The organism is Streptococcus oralis subsp. tigurinus (genome assembly GCF_002093575.1).
GTDB lineage: Bacteria > Bacillota > Bacilli > Lactobacillales > Streptococcaceae > Streptococcus > Streptococcus oralis_CH.
Window position 1 is genome coordinate 16,047 of record NZ_LNVH01000006.1, and the last position, 16,517, is coordinate 32,563.

Below are 16,517 nucleotides of genomic sequence, written 5' to 3' on the forward strand. Positions count from 1 at the left end.
GCGATTTCATATTTACACCCTCATTATACTCCTTTTTCAGAAAATGTTGAAAGAATAGACTCTATAATTCCTATGGTGGCTTTACCCACTACAGAAATTATAGAGCCGAGAACTTTAGCTTGTATACCCAATAGCTAAAGTTCTTTTGGTAGTGTAAAATAAGCCGTGTAAACACAAACAGGAAGAAATCCGTTATAGTAGAGTTACGAAACATTACTGGAACGAGGTTTATTCCTATGACACAGTTTACTACAAAACTACTTAACTTCTTAGCCCAAAAGCAAGATATTGATGAATTTTTTCGTTCATTCCTTGAAACAGTTATGAACGATCTGCTTCAAGCAGAGTTATCAGCCTTTTTAGGGTATGAGCCTTACGATAAAGCTAATTATTTTAAAGCCAACAGTCGTAACGGAACGTATTAACGGAAATTCAAGGTTCAAATATTTGGGGTGAACAGAAAAAGCATCCCGTATTTTTGATACGAAATGCTTTCAATAAGTGTAAATAAGTTTTAACGTTTACTAAATTGTGATGCTTTACGAGCTTTCTTAAGACCTGGTTGGAAACACTTTTATTTGAATAAGTTTCAAGATGAGCTTAAAATCAATGTTTTCCGACATTTACAGAAAATAAAATTTCATCTAATTTGAATAACTTTCAGTTGAATGGTGTGAATTTTACCCTAAAAATACATGAATTGAGCTAGATTTTACCAAAAAGTTCACACCACTATCTAGATGTCTTTTTATTTTGTCTATTTTTAACTCCACCAAGCTTGTCCCTAATAGCATTAGAGCAAACTTCTGTTAAAGGCTCTCCAATTGCTTCTTTATAGTTAAATCCAAGTAACTGCATTGTCTTTAAAGTATCCTTATTTAATAATGCAACTAATTGATTCATATTAGACCGTTTATTCTCATCCATTATTGTGAAAGATGATAGCAATTTAATAACCTGTTTCAGTGTATTGTGTAAATATTCGATATCATCATCCCCAATATTCACACGGTCATATTCCTCTTTATAAGCTTGTGCTATCCTTAACGCCTGTTCTCGTTCTAATAGTAACTCGTTGATTATCTCATCATAAGTATTACGAAGTTTATCAGCATTCCGTTCTTCTCGCAAAGATTGCACTTTACTATTCACCAACGTAGTTGTACCTTTAACAACAAGAGTGGTTAACTCAACGCCGGCTTTTACTAATGCTTCTGTAACATATTGTTCCATAATTATAGCTCCTAATTTTTCTAAAATTATTTATTACCTACCAACAAATGCTGAGGCTAATTTTCATAAAATTCTGTTAAAAGACATCTCCAATTTTTTTAAAATAGTCAAATTTTTCAGCTTGTTTTAACAAGCTTGGCCTACGTCTAATTCTTTTATCAAATGACTCCTGAATTTTGAAATGATTATTCAATTTCTGATTTCCCGAAATATTAGTTTTTCTAATCTTCAAAATACGACTCTTTGGAGTTACTACCATTTTAAAATAATACTTAATAATTCGAAAGCGAATTTTTTCTATTTGTTTTATAAAAATTGAATCATATTTCTTGATGACAAGATTCCTTTTTATCTTAGTATCTTTAAAACTAGGAATACACCGGACACAGTGTTTAATTTCCCCCTTATCAACATAAATAACTTCAGGATAGATATTTAGATGGATTATCTGTTGGACCATTTTATTTTGGATAATTTTAATTACTTTTTGTGGAATTTTTTTCCCAGAGGATAATTCTGTGATTCTATTATATATTTCCAAATCTGTATTATATTTTAGTATAGGAGCTATCTTAAACCATTTGCGTTTCACCTGCTTATGTATATAAAACCTATGATTATTTAAACCTTTATATTTTTTATTAACAAAATCCCACTCTCTATAAGTATCTGATTCACTATAGTCAGATTCGTATTCATCATCTGAATTAAGAAAGTCTATACTTGATTTTAAGTAATCACAAAACTTATCGAAAATTTCAGTTTGAGATGGATAATGATACGACGGAATTTCTGTGAAACTGGGTGATGAATTAATTTTATAAAATATATCTTCTACAATTCTTTCATTCATTGGCTTCATATGAGGAGCATCAAAATCATAGATATTCTTCACAAAATATCTATGTTTTTTATTTAGAGATTTTTTTACTTCATTATTTATATCATTAGATAGAAGACGCAATGAGCTTAATAAAAAAGGATTTAGAGATAATTCTCTAGACAACATGCCCATTTCTAGAGACTCTGCTACACTACTATCAGTCATAATTTGCCTTACAAATTCCTTTTTCCAAACTTCTTCAAAATAATATTGGTTAAACATTTCTCGGGCAACATCCATTTCTTCTAGATAAGGAAGTAATTGTAATCTATACTCGATTTTTTTTGGCTCATTTTTTCGCCATTTAGATAAAGTATCATCCGACTCTGGAGAATAATTATCAAAATAGTCATCTAAAAATTCCCTTCTGCTTTTTTCTTTACGTTCCCTCTTCCACTGTCTATCTATAATCTCATTGAAATTCTCAAGTAAAAATTCTCTCTTTACTGATTTATCTTTTTCTCGATTTATAAAAATTATGAGTTCTTCAATAGAGAATTCTTCTTTATCGCTATATTCCTCTATAAATTTTTTAACTAAATACGTACTTAGTTTTGTAGAATAAAAATATTTTGAGAAATACTTAAATGGTTTCATAAAATCTCCTATCAAAATTTTTCAGAAATATCATGCTCATTTTATAAAAAACGCGCATGATACAGGCTCCGAAAATATTTTATAATAATCTCATAAGTTAAGTATAACATTTAACTTAAGTAACATACAGTTATAACTGTCATTTGTCAGCATTCTAGAAAGTCTGACCATGCATTTCAAACGAAAGGAGCCAAACATGGCTTTAAAAAACTTATCTCATTTTACTGCATTCAATGCACCTCAATTTCTTTCTCGTAAAGAACTTCGCTTCATCTCTGCAACACGTTGGGTAGAGAAAACCGATATGGGTTCAGAGGTCGAAAAAGGAGTAAAGGTCTCACTGCTCATTTATAAAGACAACAGTGACTACCCAAACGAAAAGACTAATCTCGGAGAGCAGATCATGGTCAAAGTGCCATTTGCCTCAATTGAAGATTACTCCGCTTTTCAACCAATGATGACCCCTTGTGAGGTTACTGACATTGAAAAAGCAGTAATCTATGGAGAATATAGGAATCAACTTAGTTTGACTGCTTCAGTAATCGAAGCAGATGAAGCTGTAGAATTATAAGGAGTATTGCTATGTTGTTATTTATTGTTAAAATTTTATCTACTTTGTTCTCTCTTTACACTCTCTTGGTTAGTACTAACTTTGCTATCCTGTGGATAGACAATAAAGTGAATCTAGCTAATGGTCAGTCTGGCTATAATAGTACTGAATCAATCTTACGACTTGCATTCGCTAAAAGTCACAGTCAGCTTAAAAAGATTAGCTTTTGGTCAAAAAAAGGTGTTAATAAGTATATTGAGTATCGACACGACCAACTACAAATTGAGCGTTATAATACCACTCTAAATGCTATTGTAAATGAACTCATTTATAGATTCGAAAATGATACAAACCTCAAACTTACCAACCAAATTTGGTATAACGGATGGTATTTGTATATTCCTATCACTAAACAAACTAGAGGAAATGAACTATCCGATGTGGAATCATATCTTCAAGGTGTTGTGTCAAAATACAGTCTTGATTTCGCTGTTGACTCAGTAACTTGCCAAAATCTTCCAAATATTGGCTGGTGTATCGTGGTTCAACTGAACTATAGCAAACTGGCTAAGTTCAATCGTCTTGCTCGCCAACAGGAGGTTAGTAAGCCAGATGATTTCCATGACGAAGACGAGGTATTCTAATGGATAAGGCTGTCATTCAGCCCTTCCAAAAACAAGGTGGTGGGTATGTGGGTTGGAACTTACATACCCATTACCATTTCAATGTTTTAGGAGGGACAGGAAGTTATAAAACTGGTACTTGTAAACTTATCTTAGCATGCCTAGCACTGCAAACCAGACACACTTGCCTTATGGTCGGAGACCCCAAAGGAGAGGATTTTCGGTTTGCGAGCTCATCTCCCAATATTTTTCTTGGTACTGACGCCTATAAAGTAATAGATTCATCATTCAATGAGTTTCAGAAGAGGAAAGAAAACACACACCGCAAACGAGTTTATCTAGTTGTATACATTGATGAACTAGTCTCAATGTTCGAAGAATTTGAAGATAAAAAAACTAAAGACAACTATAAGAAAAAACTTAGATTACTCTTATTTCAAGGTCGTTCATTGAATATCCGTTTACTTATTAGTACCCAAGTGCTCATGGCAGATGTACTTGGTGGTGATGCACGAGCACAGTTTTCTGGATTTTTGAATTTAGGTCACCTTAAATCATCTGTTGCCAAATCAATGTTTGACTTAGATGATGGTCAAACTCTAGAAAAGAATCTCCCTGCTGGCTATGGTTGGCTACAATGGGATGGTCAGCCTATTCAAAAAATAAAAGTCAGACATGTTAGAGATTTCAACAAAGTTCATCAGGAAATTGTTAGCATGTTAGAGCGCCCGCTTCCAGATGATTAAATTCTTTATGCCGTGAAAGTTGTTGACGATAGGCTAAGATAAATTAGACTGGTTGGGGCGGTGCGGTCGAACTTTGTTCGCCGTGCCGACACAATCAGTTTTATAATCTTAGGGTCCCTATTGTCAATAAATCATGGAATAAATTTGAATTTAATCATCGATAGTGCGACGCCTTAACTTGATAAGCGTCAAACAAAAGCAAAAAAACATATTTATATAGGTAAAAAATATGAAGCGAATAGAACATGGTAAGATAGTAAAAAGTTACGTGTATGGTAATACAATCGAAATGACAACCGCTAACGGTCAACAAAAACAAACTATCAAAGTGATAGAAGGTAAGCGTTATGTAAATCTTGATACTGGAGAAATACATGATATGGATACTTCAAACAACAGTAGGTTTGATAATCTTAAGTCAACAAAGCAAACCATGAAGAAGTTACGGCGAATAATAGCCCATAATTTTACTGGCGGAAAGAATCAGCTCTGGATTACGTTGACTTATCGTGACCATGTTACCGAAACAGCTATAGTTTACATGGATTTCAAAGCGTTCATTCGACGCATTCGTAATCAGTTTGGAAATGTTGATTATATTACGGTCATTGAACCACAAGCTAGTGGAAGGTGGCATTTGCATGTGTTATTAAAGAACGATTCCGAACTAACAATTCCTAACAATGACCTTGCTAAGATATGGGGGAAAGGTTTTACAAATACCAAGAGATTAAAAAGAGCTGATAAGGTTGGGAATTATTTGATTGCTTATCTATCTAATTTGCAGATAGGTGATGAGGGTTCACAAAACAAAGCAATTATAAAAGGTGCGCGCCTATATATGTATCCAAAAGGGATTCGTATTTATAGAACCAGTCGTGGGATAGAAAAGCCTTTGGAAATCACAACAACAAAGGGGGAACTTATGGAGACTTATAAAATTAATAGTCCGCCGAATTTTTCACGTACTACAAAATATGAAACTCCTTATGGCATAAAAGAATATACAACGGAGTTTTACGATAATGTAAAAAGCCTGTCAGACACTTTTAGCAGAGCAACTGACAGACCTAAAGAGTAGTGAAAATACTATCACTACTCCTATTTTATCACAGAATAGGAGAAACTAATGCAAGTTATTCTACCAGATGAACAGATTCATCAAATTCAGCTTTTGATTGCTGACTTACTCAAGCACGAAATCGAAAATCGGTTGAACAATAGCACTCTTAGAAGTCCATTTTTGAACAAACAGCAAACTTGCGACTATCTAGGAATTTCCAATAATACGCTTGATAGTTGGATTCGGAAAGGTTTGCCTATCATTCGTATTGGAAAAACCGTTCGATTCGATAAAACCGAAATCAATCGCTGGCTACAAAATCAGTAGCATTTCTACCGTGGTTTGTTATAATGAAATCACGGTATTTTTCTAGCTCAATTCAAAAGGAGAATACTATGACAATTACAAAAACAAAAAATGGAACCTATCGCTTACGAATCTACATTCCTGAGGAAGTTAAGTCCTCACTAGGTGTTGATAAGAAAGTGATTGAAAAACGGTTCAAAACAAGGAGTGAAGCAAAAAAATACGAACTAGAACTTCAAAACAAGATTGACAAAATTCTTAGTGGAGAATCAGTCTTACTAGAAAATAATGGTTCTATACTCTTTTCCGACTTCTATAAAAACGTTTGGTGGGAATCCTACAAAGCAGGACAAACCACTTCTACGACTAAGCCACCTTCTCAAGCTACCGTAACTGGTACAGAAATTGCCTTTAGAAAACACATCCTACCGTTACTTGGGAATTATTCAATAGACTTTCTTAATCAAAATAAGCAAGTTGTACTAAATCTATTGACTCAAAAGGCACAAGAATATGCAAATTTCAAAGTTATCAGGAGCTACGTTAACTCTATTTTTGACTGGGCAGAAGAATTAGAGTATATCGAAACTAATCGCCTATCAAAAACGATAAGCCGTATCAAAGCCACTAAGAAAATCAAGCTACAGGAATCTAAAAAAGATGAAGATTTATATCTATCTCAAGAAGAACTTCAAGCATGGTTTACAGCTTTTGAAAAAGATTTGGAGGCTGAAAAAATTCTATTCAAAGACTATGTTTTGTTCTATACTACCTTCTTTTTGGGAGATAGAAAATCAGAGAGCTACGCTTTGCAATGGAAGCATATCAATACAAGAAAACAGGAAATTCAGTTAGTACAAGCTTTAGATAAATACAAGAATCCAAAGTCTACCAAAGGAAACAAGAAGACAACTTTTCGAATTCCTAACGAGTTAACTGACTTGCTTCAGGAATGGAAAAAACAACAAAAAATTGAACTGGCTAAATTCAATATTATCCAAACTCCTGATCAGTATGTATTTACATATATTGATACAAAGGGGAATGTAAACAGTTGTCTCCATGCTGATTATCTTAACAATAAGATGAAATCTGTTAAGCGTCGTCATCCAGAACTTGCACATGCAACCCCTCATAAATTACGACATACAGGAGCCACGCTCGCTAAACAGGCTGGAACCTCTATGGAAGCTATTTCTGAAGCACTCACTCATAGTGATACGATTACAACTAAGACTTATGTCAACACTTCAAATGTAATCCCAATGGCTGTTGGAGAAATTGCCTTTCGCAATCTTAAAAAATAATGGTGTGAATTTTGTGTGAAAAGTGGTGTGAATTTTGCTAAAAATCATCAAAAAAACACCCCATGGTGTGAACCATGAAGTGCTTTGAAACGTTGATATAATCGTATTGATTAACGTTTTGAGAATTGTGATGCTTTACGAGCTTTCTTAAGACCTGGTTTCTTACGCTCAACTTTACGTGAGTCACGTGTAAGAAGGCCTGCGCGTTTCAATGAATCGCGGAAGTCTGGATCTACTTGAAGAAGGGCACGAGCGATACCGTGACGGATAGCTCCTGCTTGACCAGCGTATCCACCACCTACAACGTTAACGAAAACGTCGTATGAACCTACAGTTGAAGTAACTGCGAATGGTTGGTTGATAACAAGACGAAGGTCAGCGTGTGGGATGTACTCTTCAACATCTTTTTTGTTAACAGTGATTTTACCAGTTCCTGGAACAAGGCGAACGCGTGCAACAGCGTTTTTACGACGTCCAGTACCTGCATATTGTGCTTGTGACATACTTTATTGTTCCTTTCCTTAGATAAGTCCTGAAATATCAAGAACTTCTGGTTGTTGTGCAGCGTGAGTGTGCTCAGCTCCAACGAATACTTTCAATTTCATACCTTGAGCGCGGCCAAGAGTATTGTGTGGAAGCATACCTTTAACTGATTTTTCGATCAAACGTACTGCATTTTTAGAACGAAGTTCACCAGCAGAGATTGATTTCAATCCACCTGGGTGGTTTGAGTGAGTGTAGTAGATCTTATCAGTTGCTTTTTTACCAGTCAATTTAACTTTTTCAGCATTGATAACGATTACGAAGTCACCTGTATCAGTATGTGGTGTAAATGTTGGTTTGTTTTTTCCGCGAAGTACGCTAGCAACAACTGCTGAAAGGCGTCCAAGAGGTACATCAGTTGCGTCAACAACGTACCATTTGCGTTCTACTTGGCCTGGCTTAGCCATGAATGTAGTTTTGTTCATGATTTCTCCTATATGAATATCGTTTTTGTTTACAGGGCGGATGTTCCGGTCCGCGGGGTATTTGAAAGGTTCCGGGGCCTTACAAATGGGGTAAACAATACCATCTACTATCATACCAAATTTTACTACTAAAAGTCAATAGATATGAAAAATATTTTTGCCGATTTCGGTGTTTAACATCTAGAAAAACCTCGCTTTCGCGAGGCTCTCCTATTTATAAGCTAAGGCACGTTTAAAGGTTTTCCAGATTCCCAAATCATCCGTTTGAAGGACTAGGCTGGTATACATGCGTCCGATAAAGGCTGTTGCAGTGACTGCAAAGACAACCGTTATGGCAAGGGAAATCCAAGCTTCTAGACTACTTGCATACCCATTTATGGCTCTAAACGGCATAAAGAAGGTCGAGATGAAAGGAATATAGGAACCAATTTTCAGAACTAAATTGTCCCCTGCAGCACCTAGAGCAGTCACTCCAACGAATCCTGCCATAATCAAGATCATCAACGGTGACAAGGCCTTTCCTGAATCCTCAGGACGAGAAACCATAGAACCTAGGAAGGCTGCCAAAACAACATACATAAAGAGACTAACCAAGACAAACAATAAGGTATTGAGCGAGAAGGCCTCTCCTAGATGATTTAAAATACCAGATTGAGCCAAAATTGGTAGGTCTTTAAAGAGCAGAATCGCAGCCAGACCACCCACGACGTAAATCCCAATATGGGTCAAAATCACAAGAAGCAAGGCAATCATGCGAGCGTAGAAATAATGACTAGCTCGGATACTAGAGAAGACCACTTCCATGATTTTGGTTCCTTTCTCGCTAGCCACTTCCTGAGCAGTGACACTAGCATAAGTAATCAAGATCATATAAAGGAAAAATCCTAAGCCCAATGCCGCCATGTTCTGCACTGTTTTTTTATTTTCTTTAGCTTCATCAATCTTCTCTGTATAGTCAACAGTTTGACTCAAGTATTTTTCCTGTTCTTGAGACAAATTAGCTGCCGAACGATTCAGTTGATATTGCAGTTCATTTAGCTTATTGGTTACAGCCAGCTTGATGCCACTTTCAAGAGAAGTTTCACCGTGATAGACGGCCTTGAGAACACTGTCCTCTTGGTCAATGGTTAGGTAACCCTTGATTTTCTCATCCTTGATAGCAGCTTGAGCACTGGCTTCATCCTTATAATCAAAATTGATACCATTGGTACCCTTGAGCCCTTCTTCCACAGATGACACTGTTGTTACTACTGCTACCTTGCTATTTTTAGCCATAGAAGATCCTTGGAGATAGCCGATTCCTACAGATAATCCTAAAAAGAGGAACGGCGAAATCACCATAAAGAAGAAACTCCACGACTTGACTTGTCGAAGATAGGTTTCCTTCATTACAACCCACATATTTCTCATACTTCCACCCCTGATTCTAGTTTAAAGATTTCATCGATTGTTGGAGCTTGTTGGTCAAAGGTCGAGATATATTGACCTTGAGTGAGGATGGGGAAGAGTTCCCTTCCAGCACTCTCATCATCGAGGATCAATTTCCAACTGCCTTGTTTAGTCAAGCTCACCTGTTTGACATGAGGAAGGTTTTCCAATTCTTCCTTGCTTCGTTCACTTGAAACAAAGAGGCGTGTTTTCCCGTATTGATTGCGAACATCCTGAACAGGTCCATGCAAGACCACACGCCCATCTCGAATCATCAGGATATCATCGCAAAGTTCCTCGACATTGGTCATAACATGGTCAGAAAAGATAATGATTGCACCGCGCTCTTTCTCTTTCAAGATGACCTGTTTGAGCAACTCGGTATTGACTGGATCCAAACCACTAAAAGGCTCATCCAGGATAATCAAGTCTGGTTCATGGATCAGGGTGATAATCAGCTGAATTTTCTGTTGATTCCCTTTGGAGAGGCTCTTGATTTTATCAGTCAATTTGCCCTTCACTTCGAGTTTTTCCATCCACTGAGGGAGTTTTTCCTTGACTTCCTTAGCATCCATACCCTTTAGAGTTGCCAAGTAGCGAACTTGCTCAAGGACTGTCAACTTGGGCATGAGGCTGCGTTCCTCAGGCAGATAACCAATCCGAGCATAGGTTTCCTGACGAATCTCCTGCCCATCCAGACTGATCTCTCCTTGATACTCTAAAAATTTCAACATACTGTGGAAAATCGTTGTTTTCCCAGCCCCATTCTTCCCGACCAAGCCCAGAATCCTTCCTGGACTTGCCTGAAAATCGACACCAAACAAGACTTGCTTGGAACCGAAACTTTTCTCTAGATTTCTTACTTCTAGCATCTTCCACCTCCTAGATATGTTGCACTTATTATACTCCTTTTTGATAGCCTTTACAACGCTTTATGCCCATTTTTATCGATATTATTTATAGTAAAAATCTACCAAATCCAAGGTTTTTAAGCGCTCTAGTAATAACTTAAGTATAGCTCATTAAAGGATTTCTGAGATAGTTTCCTCCTCAACTGTCGCTTTTCTCTTCTGAACTGTTCTCCTAAAACTAAAAATCCACCCCGAAGGATGGATTGATGAGTTAACGAACTTCTGCATTGACTTTTTCTTCAAGTGATGCTTGGATTTTTTCCATGTAGCGTGCGACTTCTTCGTCTGTCAAGCTGTCTTCTGGATTTTGAAAGGTCAAGCTATAGGCCATTGACTTCATACCAAGTCCCAGTTTTTCGCCTGAGAAGACGTCAAAGAGTTTGATATCTGTCAAACGTTTCACGCCTGCAGCTCGGATAGCATCTACAACTTCTTGGTGAGTGACTTCTGCCTTAAGAAGTAGAGCAATATCACGACTAACCGCTGGGAATTTGGTAATTTCCACAAATGGTGCCGCAGGTTGAAGGGCAGCTTCGATGGCTGAAAGGTTGAGCTCCGCTACATACGTTTCTGGAATATCATAAGCCTTAGCTGTCACAGGGTGGACTTGTCCGAGGAAACCAAGAACTTGGTCACCGAGTGAAATCACGGCTGTACGACCTGGGTGGAGACTAGCAATTTCAGCTGTAGCTGTATAAGTCACTTCAAGACCCAAGCGAGTAAATAATGCTTCTAGGATTCCCTTAGCATAGAAGAAGTCAACAGGAACTGCTGCTGTTTGGAAGTCTTTTTCAGCGACTAAGCCAGTCAAGGCAAAGGCAAAGCTGTTAATTTCATTTGGCAAGTCTTCTTTTGGATTACCCGTTTGCTCGAAGACTTTTCCAATCTCGTAAAGTGCCAAGCTTTTGTTCTTACGAGCCACGTTGTAGGCCACCGTATCAAGGATACCTGAGATCATATTTTGACGGAGGACAGAACGGTCCACTGTCATTGGCCACATGAGTTCTGTAAGGTTACTTGGTTGAGCTGTAAACTCAACTGCTTTTTCAGGTGTTGTTAGAGCGTAGGTAATGATTTCTGTCAAACCTGCCCCTTCAGCAATCGTACGAACTTGGCGACGCAATTTTTGTGTCGCAGTCAATTCACCAGCTGTACCATCGTCTTTTGGAAGACTGGCTGGCAAGTGGTCATATCCATAGATACGAGCGATTTCTTCAAAGAGGTCTGCTTCGATGGTAATATCCCAACGACGACGTGGAACGCTAACGGTAAAGCTATCTTCATTTCCAGAAAGACCAAAGCCAAGACGACGGAAGACATCTTCCACATCAGCATATGAAAGTTCCGTACCAAGGACGCGGTTAACGTCTGCAAGGGTTGAAGATACTTCTACATCTGAAGTGTCAAGCTCACCCGCTGAAACGATGCCCCTACGCACCGTCGCACCTGCAAGTTCTGCAATCATGCTCGCTGCAGCATCCAAGGCCTCATCGACTGTTGCCACATTAATCCCTTTTTCAAAACGAGAAGATGATTCCGAACGAAGGTTAAGGCGTCCGCTAGTCTTACGAATGGATGTGCCATTGAAAACAGCTGCTTCTAACACAACTCGACTTGATTTTCCAGAGATTTCTGTAGCCTCTCCACCCATGACACCTGCAAGGGCGACTGGTTTGTCTGCGACAGTGATGACTAAGTCATTTGTTTCCAAGTCACGTTCTTCACCGTCCAAGGTCACCAATTTTTCACCAGCACGCGCTTCACGCACATGGATGTCATTGCCTTCAAAGGTATCCAAGTCAAAGGCATGCATAGGCTGACCAAAGTAGAGTAGGATATAGTTGGTTACGTCGACCACATTATTGATGGGACGGATACCTTCGTTCATGAGGAGATTTTGCAACCACTGTGGACTTGGTGCGATGGTCACATTGTCCAAGATACGAGCAGCATAGTATGGTGCCTTGTCTGTTTCAATCCCTACAGAAAGGGCATCTGCTGCAGCTTCATTTGTTTCTGTCAGAGTAAATTCTTTAAAGTTAACGGCCTTGTCATAGATGGCTGCTACTTCGTGCGCTACTCCACGCATAGAAAGAGCGTCTGCACGGTTTGGCGTGATGGAAAGTTCGATGATTTCATCATCCAAGTCTAGGTAAGAGAAGACTTCCTCACCTGGTACTGCATCTTGAGGCAAGATTTGAATACCATCTGCAAATTCCTTTGGTACAACTGAGTCAGAAATCCCCAATTCACCAAGTGAACAGATCATTCCGAGAGACTCAAAACCACGGATTTTCCCTTTTTTGATTTTGTAATTGTCCGCGATACGAGCTCCTGGAAGAGCTACCATGACCTTGATACCAGTACGCACATTTGGGGCACCACAAACGATCTGACGGGCTTCTTCTTCACCAACGTTAACCTGACAGACATGCAAGTGTGTTTCTGGCACATCTTCGCAAGACAAGACTTCACCGACGACAATTTTTGAGAGACCGGCAGCCGGTGATTCGACACCTTCGACCTCGATCCCTGTAGTTGACATTTTTTCAGCCAACTCTTGTGATGGCACATCAATGTCCACCAATTCTTTTAACCATTTATAAGATACAAGCATAATTCTGATTGTAAGATCTCACCAAGTAAGACCTTTTCAATTCCTTTCTTTTTCTTCGAGTCAGTCCTCACCGTTCTCATCGAGAGAAAATGACTAGGACTGTATAGGACTGTGTTTCAGGTTTCAATCTTATTTAAACTGTTCTGAGAAGCGGACATCTCCTTGGTAGAATCCACGGATATCGTTGATTCCGTAACGGAGCATAGCTACACGCTCTTGACCAAGACCAAAGGCAAATCCAGAGTAAACAGTCGCATCGATACCACTCATTTCAAGAACACGTGGGTGAACCATACCAGCACCCATAATCTCGATCCAACCTGTTTTCTTACATACGTTACAGCCTTCTCCACCACACTTGAAGCAAGAAACATCCACCTCAACAGATGGCTCTGTGAATGGGAAGTAAGATGGACGCAAACGAATTTGGCGCTCTTCACCGAACATTTTTTGGACAATCAATTGAAGCGTTCCTTGAAGGTCAGCCATAGAGATGTTTTTCCCAACAACCAAACCTTCGATTTGGTGGAACTGGTGACTGTGAGTCGCATCGTCTGTGTCACGACGGAACACACGCCCTGGTGAAATCATTTTCAAAGGACCTTTAGAGAAATCATGGGCATCCATAGCACGCGCTTGAACTGGAGACGTGTGAGTACGGAGTAAGATTTCTTCTGTGATATAGAATGTGTCCTGCATATCACGAGCTGGGTGGTCTTTTGGAAGGTTCATACGTTCAAAGTTATAGTAGTCTTGCTCTACTTCAAAACCATCCACGACTTGGTAACCCATACCGATGAAGATATCTTCGATTTCTTCACTTGTTTGTGTAAGAACATGACGGTGACCAGTCGCAACTGGGCGACCTGGAAGTGTTACATCGATGCTCTCACTAGCAAGTTGAGCTGCGACTTTCTTTTCTTCCAAGAGTTTCGCTGTTTCCTCAAAGGCTGCTGTCAAGACATCACGAGCTTCATTAACGTGTTTCCCAATGACAGGGCGCATTTCAGCAGATACATCCTTCATCCCTTTAAGGATTTCAGTAAGCGACCCTTTTTTACCAAGGACAGAGACACGTAATTCTTGCATCTCTTTTTCATTTTCAGCAGTAATCTGCTTCAAGCTAGCCAGCGTTTCTTCGCGAAGCGCTTTTAATTGTTCTTCAATAGTTGACATAATTCCTCCATCAGTCGCTCGTAGATAAAAAGAAAACCACATGCCAAAAACTCCACTCGGAGCGTTGACACGCGGTACCATCCGTTTCATCTGACAAGTCAGACCTTCATTTCTAAATCCATGCGCAAGTGAATTCACTCAGCTTTCATATAGAGAGCTTGCAGTCATGGCTCTCCTCCCTGATATACTTCCCTTGAGTTACTAGTCTTGCGGATTTCTATTCGATTACTACTTAGTTTATCAGATTTTTAGTTAAAAAACAAGTTAGATTAGACTAATTTCAATATAAAAAGGAACAAGACGCAGTGCACTATCTATTTGTAGGGCCTGTTTCATCTGCTTGCCTTTTCAATAAAAGAGTTGCTGCTTGATTAAAACCATCACACCAGTTATACCATTTTGCTTCATACTCATCTTGAGCTAAGATACTGTCTTTTAAATCCAAAACAGAGTAAATCTTTCTTTCCTCGCAAGCTTGCGCATAGAGATGATATAGTTCATCGCCACCATCTCTATCCCACTCAGCAGAAATCGTATCCCTACCCGTCAATAAAGCCTGATAAGCCCTGTGATGCCCGTCTGTAATCAACAAGCAGTCTCCGAACGCAAGAATACTGATTGGAGCAACATTGATTATTTCTGCCAACTGATAAAGTATCTGGATGCCTTCTAGTTTCTTTTCTGATAAGTATAGTTGAGTCGGATGAAGATCTGCTATATTGACTTTCATTTCTTTCTCCTCAAAGGAATTTGATACTCACTTCTGCTTGCCTTTAAATCGCCATTGGAAGCGGAGTTTGTCATAGAAGGGAAATTCGATAAACAGGACTCCCAAACCCACACAGAGACTGGCAAGGACATCTGATGGATAGTGAACTCCCAGATAGACCCTTGACACCAGTACACTGACTAGGTAGAGACCTAGCACGATTTGCACGATTTTTCTCCAGACTGGATCTTTAATTCGTTGACTGAGAATGACAATCAAAGTCCCTACCATCAGCGTCACTGCCAGAGAATGGCCACTTGGAAAAGAAAACCCCTTCTCCTCTACCAAGTGTAAGATAGCTGGTCGTGGACGCTGGTAAATATTTTTAAAGGTCACGATCAAAAGACCGGCTAAGGCTAGATTGCCCGCCATGAAGTAGCTTTCTATCTTCCACTGCTTACGATAAAAGATAACGGCTGCGATGGTAACCCAGGTGATAATCACTAGGATATCGATCAGGCGTGTGAGGGCTCGGAACAGAACTGTCAAATAATCTGGCAAGTCCCCACGAAGGGCAGTCTGAATCGGTTGGTCAAAACCGACCAGCATTTCGGGGTAAAACTTGACCATATAGCCAAGAAGGACGAAAAGTAAAAGGGCAAAACTGCCCTTCATTAAAAATGTTTGTTTATCTCTCATAATGTTTTAAGGTTGGTTTTAAGAGGACATACAACAACCAGAATGAAACGGCAAAGATGATACCCTCAATCAAGTTAAAAGGTAAAACCATGGTCATTAGGTAGTTAGAAAGTCCCAAAATTTTTCCAATATCAAAGTTGGCAAACTGCGCGTACAAAGGAACCGCATAAACATAGTTGAGAACCAACATAGCAGCAGTCAATCCGATGGTTCCCGCTAGAGATGCTAGTAGGAAACGAAGAGTGCTACGTTCCTTTTTCCAAATCAAACCAAAGGCGATAACAAAAACTCCCAAAGCTACGATATTCATTGGCAAACCAATGTAGGTATTCACTCCCTGGCTATTCAGAAGCAACTTCAAGAGTGAACGAAGCAAGAGAATTCCTAGTGCAGCTGGCAAATCCATCACCACCAAGCCCACAAGGACTGGCAAGATACTAAACTCGATCTTGAGGAAGGTCGCCGCTGGCAAGAGCGGAAAGTCAAAGTACATCAGCACAAATGAAATGGCTGATAAAATCGCAATGGTCGAAAGTCGACGTGTGTTTGTCATAACAGGTTCCTCCAATTTTCTATAAAATCAGAAGAAGTTGGAAAGGATCCCTCTATCTATTCTCACTTTTTATATCCCAAAAGCTCCCTCTCACTCTTTTGGGCAAGCGGTTGCAATTCATCTATAAACTCATCAGAACAGACAAAGC

The 16,517-nt window shown here is 38.9% G+C and carries 17 protein-coding genes and 1 pseudogene; 7 read left to right on the forward strand and 11 right to left on the reverse strand.

Annotated features, from left to right (window positions below):
* Positions 1-236: 236 nt before the first annotated feature.
* A pseudogene (locus tag ATE37_RS08020) lies at positions 237-422 on the forward strand (transposase); the annotation flags it as partial.
* Positions 423-732: 310 nt separating this feature from the next.
* Here ATE37_RS08020 and ATE37_RS08025 read toward each other — a convergent pair.
* Together ATE37_RS08025 and ATE37_RS08030 are read right to left on the reverse strand one after the other, a co-directional pair.
* Positions 733-1,233 carry a hypothetical protein gene (locus tag ATE37_RS08025; RefSeq protein WP_084868651.1) on the reverse strand — a complete coding sequence of 167 codons (501 nt, stop codon included), beginning with the start codon at positions 1,231-1,233 and terminating at the stop codon, positions 733-735.
* A gap of 76 nt (positions 1,234-1,309) precedes the next feature.
* Positions 1,310-2,713 (reverse strand): hypothetical protein, encoded by a 1,404-nt coding sequence (locus ATE37_RS08030; RefSeq protein WP_084868652.1) that lies wholly within the window; start codon positions 2,711-2,713, stop codon positions 1,310-1,312.
* Positions 2,714-2,909: 196 nt separating this feature from the next.
* On the opposite strand from ATE37_RS08030, the gene ATE37_RS08035 reads away from it, so the two are divergent.
* From ATE37_RS08035 to ATE37_RS10770, 6 genes are all read left to right on the forward strand, one after another.
* Positions 2,910-3,284: a hypothetical protein gene (locus ATE37_RS08035; RefSeq protein ID WP_084868653.1), complete on the forward strand. Its 375-nt coding sequence runs from the start codon at positions 2,910-2,912 to the stop codon at positions 3,282-3,284.
* Between the two features lie 11 nt (positions 3,285-3,295).
* Positions 3,296-3,907 carry a hypothetical protein gene (locus tag ATE37_RS08040; RefSeq protein ID WP_084868654.1) on the forward strand — a complete coding sequence of 204 codons (612 nt, stop codon included), beginning with the start codon at positions 3,296-3,298 and terminating at the stop codon, positions 3,905-3,907.
* Complete coding sequence (locus tag ATE37_RS08045; protein ID WP_084868655.1) at positions 3,907-4,632, forward strand: type IV secretory system conjugative DNA transfer family protein; 726 nt, start codon at positions 3,907-3,909, stop codon at positions 4,630-4,632. Before ATE37_RS08040 ends, ATE37_RS08045 begins: the two co-directional genes overlap by 1 nt.
* A gap of 229 nt (positions 4,633-4,861) precedes the next feature.
* A complete protein-coding gene (locus ATE37_RS08050; RefSeq protein WP_084868656.1) occupies positions 4,862-5,713 on the forward strand; it encodes a rolling circle replication-associated protein in 852 nt (283 codons plus the stop codon).
* A 48-nt stretch (positions 5,714-5,761) separates the two neighbouring features.
* Positions 5,762-6,022 (forward strand): helix-turn-helix domain-containing protein, encoded by a 261-nt coding sequence (locus ATE37_RS08055; RefSeq protein ID WP_042903162.1) that lies wholly within the window; start codon positions 5,762-5,764, stop codon positions 6,020-6,022.
* Positions 6,023-6,090: 68 nt separating this feature from the next.
* On the forward strand, positions 6,091-7,308 hold the full coding sequence (locus ATE37_RS10770; protein WP_180382782.1) for a tyrosine-type recombinase/integrase: 1,218 nt from the start codon (positions 6,091-6,093) through the stop codon (positions 7,306-7,308).
* A 110-nt stretch (positions 7,309-7,418) separates the two neighbouring features.
* Here ATE37_RS10770 and rpsI read toward each other — a convergent pair whose 3' ends face one another.
* The 9 genes from rpsI to ATE37_RS08105 all read right to left on the reverse strand — a co-directional run bounded on the left by rpsI (position 7,419) and on the right by ATE37_RS08105 (position 16,369).
* Entirely contained in the window at positions 7,419-7,811 is a 393-nt protein-coding gene (gene rpsI / locus ATE37_RS08065) for a 30S ribosomal protein S9 (protein ID WP_000075969.1), read from the reverse strand.
* Positions 7,812-7,829: 18 nt separating this feature from the next.
* Positions 7,830-8,276: a 50S ribosomal protein L13 gene (gene rplM / locus ATE37_RS08070; RefSeq protein ID WP_002876943.1), complete on the reverse strand. Its 447-nt coding sequence runs from the start codon at positions 8,274-8,276 to the stop codon at positions 7,830-7,832.
* Between the two features lie 210 nt (positions 8,277-8,486).
* Entirely contained in the window at positions 8,487-9,686 is a 1,200-nt protein-coding gene (locus tag ATE37_RS08075) for an ABC transporter permease (protein ID WP_084868657.1), read from the reverse strand.
* The gene (locus ATE37_RS08080) at positions 9,683-10,576 is read right to left on the reverse strand and encodes an ABC transporter ATP-binding protein (protein WP_084868658.1); all 894 of its coding nucleotides are present in this window, start codon (positions 10,574-10,576) and stop codon (positions 9,683-9,685) included. Before ATE37_RS08080 ends, ATE37_RS08075 begins: the two co-directional genes overlap by 4 nt.
* 250 nt (positions 10,577-10,826) lie before the next feature.
* Positions 10,827-13,232 carry a phenylalanine--tRNA ligase subunit beta gene (pheT, locus tag ATE37_RS08085; RefSeq protein ID WP_084868659.1) on the reverse strand — a complete coding sequence of 802 codons (2,406 nt, stop codon included), beginning with the start codon at positions 13,230-13,232 and terminating at the stop codon, positions 10,827-10,829.
* A 129-nt stretch (positions 13,233-13,361) separates the two neighbouring features.
* Complete coding sequence (gene pheS / locus ATE37_RS08090) at positions 13,362-14,408, reverse strand: phenylalanine--tRNA ligase subunit alpha (protein WP_084868660.1); 1,047 nt, start codon at positions 14,406-14,408, stop codon at positions 13,362-13,364.
* 310 nt (positions 14,409-14,718) lie between these two features.
* Positions 14,719-15,138, reverse strand: a complete 420-nt coding sequence (locus tag ATE37_RS08095) for a chromosome partitioning protein ParB (RefSeq protein WP_084868661.1) — start codon at positions 15,136-15,138, stop codon at positions 14,719-14,721.
* 27 nt (positions 15,139-15,165) lie between these two features.
* Positions 15,166-15,816: a phosphatase PAP2 family protein gene (locus ATE37_RS08100; RefSeq protein ID WP_084868662.1), complete on the reverse strand. Its 651-nt coding sequence runs from the start codon at positions 15,814-15,816 to the stop codon at positions 15,166-15,168.
* Positions 15,806-16,369 carry an ECF transporter S component gene (locus ATE37_RS08105; RefSeq protein WP_084868663.1) on the reverse strand — a complete coding sequence of 188 codons (564 nt, stop codon included), beginning with the start codon at positions 16,367-16,369 and terminating at the stop codon, positions 15,806-15,808. Before ATE37_RS08105 ends, ATE37_RS08100 begins: the two co-directional genes overlap by 11 nt.
* Between the last annotated feature and the right edge of the window lie 148 nt (positions 16,370-16,517).

Bases quoted from the DNA above. Each gene is read 5' to 3' on its own strand.
- pheT (WP_084868659.1), bottom strand. From the start codon at position 13,232: ATGCTTGTATCTTATAAATGGTTAAAAGAATTGGTGGACATTGATGTG.
- ATE37_RS08030 (WP_084868652.1), bottom strand. From the start codon at position 2,713: ATGAAACCATTTAAGTATTTCTCAAAATATTTTTATTCTACAAAACTA.
- rpsI (WP_000075969.1), bottom strand. From the start codon at position 7,811: ATGTCACAAGCACAATATGCAGGTACTGGACGTCGTAAAAACGCTGTT.
- ATE37_RS08080 (WP_084868658.1), bottom strand. From the start codon at position 10,576: ATGCTAGAAGTAAGAAATCTAGAGAAAAGTTTCGGTTCCAAGCAAGTC.
- ATE37_RS08040 (WP_084868654.1), top strand. From the start codon at position 3,296: ATGTTGTTATTTATTGTTAAAATTTTATCTACTTTGTTCTCTCTTTAC.
- ATE37_RS08045 (WP_084868655.1), top strand. From the start codon at position 3,907: ATGGATAAGGCTGTCATTCAGCCCTTCCAAAAACAAGGTGGTGGGTAT.
- ATE37_RS08095 (WP_084868661.1), bottom strand. From the start codon at position 15,138: ATGAAAGTCAATATAGCAGATCTTCATCCGACTCAACTATACTTATCA.
- ATE37_RS08035 (WP_084868653.1), top strand. From the start codon at position 2,910: ATGGCTTTAAAAAACTTATCTCATTTTACTGCATTCAATGCACCTCAA.
- ATE37_RS08105 (WP_084868663.1), bottom strand. From the start codon at position 16,369: ATGACAAACACACGTCGACTTTCGACCATTGCGATTTTATCAGCCATT.
- ATE37_RS08050 (WP_084868656.1), top strand. From the start codon at position 4,862: ATGAAGCGAATAGAACATGGTAAGATAGTAAAAAGTTACGTGTATGGT.
- ATE37_RS08100 (WP_084868662.1), bottom strand. From the start codon at position 15,816: ATGAGAGATAAACAAACATTTTTAATGAAGGGCAGTTTTGCCCTTTTA.
- rplM (WP_002876943.1), bottom strand. From the start codon at position 8,276: ATGAACAAAACTACATTCATGGCTAAGCCAGGCCAAGTAGAACGCAAA.
- ATE37_RS08055 (WP_042903162.1), top strand. From the start codon at position 5,762: ATGCAAGTTATTCTACCAGATGAACAGATTCATCAAATTCAGCTTTTG.
- pheS (WP_084868660.1), bottom strand. From the start codon at position 14,408: ATGTCAACTATTGAAGAACAATTAAAAGCGCTTCGCGAAGAAACGCTG.
- ATE37_RS08025 (WP_084868651.1), bottom strand. From the start codon at position 1,233: ATGGAACAATATGTTACAGAAGCATTAGTAAAAGCCGGCGTTGAGTTA.
- ATE37_RS10770 (WP_180382782.1), top strand. From the start codon at position 6,091: ATGACAATTACAAAAACAAAAAATGGAACCTATCGCTTACGAATCTAC.
- ATE37_RS08075 (WP_084868657.1), bottom strand. From the start codon at position 9,686: ATGAGAAATATGTGGGTTGTAATGAAGGAAACCTATCTTCGACAAGTC.